This is a genomic window from Pseudomonas sp. R62, from assembly GCF_000257605.1.
Lineage (GTDB): Bacteria > Pseudomonadota > Gammaproteobacteria > Pseudomonadales > Pseudomonadaceae > Aquipseudomonas > Aquipseudomonas atacamensis.
In genome coordinates, this window is sequence record NZ_JH635999.1 from 1,049,443 (window position 1) to 1,051,483 (window position 2,041).

Below are 2,041 nucleotides of genomic sequence, written 5' to 3' on the forward strand. Positions count from 1 at the left end.
GCGGTAAAAATCATCGAAGCCAGCAATGGCCGCCTGCCGCTCGACGTGCTGATCGGCCTCGGTGCCGGCTCCGAGGAGCACATCGACAGCCGCCACAGTCACCACGATCACCACCATGACGGTGATGACGACGATCACGATCACGACGCGTTCGATTCGATCTCAATCGAACTGCCGCAAGCCGATGAAAGCCTGCTGCTCGACGCGCTGACGCAACTGGTGGTGCAACACGGCATTCTGCGCGTGAAAGGCTTCGCGGCGATTCCGAACAAGCCGATGCGCCTGTTGATCCAGGGTGTGGGCACGCGTTTTGACAAGCATTTCGACCGTCAGTGGGGCGCCGAAGAAGCGCGCGTCACGCGTCTGGTGCTGATCGGTCAGGAACTCGATGCCGCACAACTCGAAGCGCAATTGCGCGCTGCGCTCAGCGTTTAAGCCATGCACCTGCTCAGGACCCAGCCCGGCGGATTCGTCTCGGATGACAACATTGCCGACCTCGGACAAACCCCCGCCGAGCTGGTGATCCTCTGCAGCGGCGATTCCAGCCTGGCGCTGCTGGCCGAGGCTGCGCAGCAATTGCCCGATGATTATCCGAGCCTGCGTCTGGCCAATCCGATGCAGGTGCAGAATCATGCCTCGGTCGATCTGTATGTCGACGAAGTGCTGCGCCACGCCAAGGTCATTCTGATCTCACTGCACGGCGGCATCGCCTATTGGCGCTACGGTGTCGAGCGGCTGGTCGAGTTGTCCGAACGCGGCGTGCAACTGATTCTGGTGCCCGGCGACGACCGCCCGGACCCCGAGCTCAGTGACTTGAGCACGGTCAGCGCCGAAGTACGCGATCGACTCTGGCAATTTCTGCGTCAGGGCGGCATGGGCAATGCGCTGGATTTCTTCCGTTGCCTGGGCAACCAATGGTTCGCCCGCGATTACCCGTGGAACGAGCCGCAAACCCTGCCGCGCACGGCGATTTATCACCCACAGAAAAACAGCGCTGCCCTGAGCGACTGGCAAGCCGAATGGCTGCCCGGTCAACCGGTGGCGGCGCTGTTGTTTTATCGATCGCATTTGCAGGCGGCGAACACCGCGTTCATCGATGTGTTCTGCCAGCGTTTGCAGGCAGCCGGGCTCAATCCGCTGCCGATCGCGGTGGCCAGTCTGAAAGAACCCGGTTGCCTGTCGGTGGTCGAGGACTGGCTGGATGAAGTCGAGGCGGGGGTGATTCTCAACACCACCGGTTTTGCCCAATCGAGCCCCGAAGCACCGCATCTGCGCCCGTTTCGCCGCAACATTCCGGTGATTCAAGCGATCTGCGCCCAGGACAATGAGCCCGGCTGGCGCGACAGCGAACAGGGCCTTGGGCCGCGCGATCTGGCGATGCACATTGCTTTGCCGGAACTCGACGGACGCATCATCAGCCGACCGATCAGCTTCAAGGATCTGGCCTGGCGCAGCGAGCGCAGTGAGTCCGATGTGGTCTGCTATCGCGCCCAGCCCGAACGCATGGATTTCGTCGCCGAACTGGCGCGGCGCTGGGTTGCTTTGGCACACGTGCCGAACGGCGAAAAACGCATCGCGTTGATCCTCGCCAACTACCCGACCCGCGACGGCCGCATCGGCAATGGCGTCGGCCTCGATACGCCGGCGGCGGCGCTGAACATCCTCCGCGCATTGCGTGCCGAAGGTTATCCGATCACGGCCGAGTTGCCCGACAGCGGCACCGAACTGATCCAGCAACTGCTCGGCGGCGTCAGCAACGACCTCGATAGTCTCGACTTGCGCCCGTGCCAGCAGAGCCTGGCGATGGACGATTACCTGGCAATGTTAAACGCGTTGCCGGAGGCGAATCGCGCGGCGGTGATGGAGCGTTGGGGGGCGCCGCAAAACGATCCGATGTGCCGCGACGGTCGCCTGATGATCGCCGGTCTGCGTTTCGGTCTGACCTTTGTCGGCATCCAGCCGGCCCGGGGTTATCAGGTCGATCCGAGCGCGGTGTACCACGACCCGGATCTGGTTCCGCCGCACGGTTATCTGGCGTTCT

General features: G+C 62.9%; 2 protein-coding genes. Both read left to right on the forward strand.

Translation table 11 applies throughout. The features are described from left to right. Positions 1 to 435, forward strand: a 435-nt coding sequence (locus OQK_RS23015) for a GTP-binding protein (RefSeq protein WP_016774487.1), incomplete at its 5' end; no start/stop codon positions are given. Positions 436 to 438: 3 nt separating this feature from the next. After that, a partial coding sequence (locus OQK_RS31630; protein ID WP_038861606.1) for a cobaltochelatase subunit CobN occupies positions 439 to 2,041 on the forward strand: 1,603 nt, incomplete at its 3' end.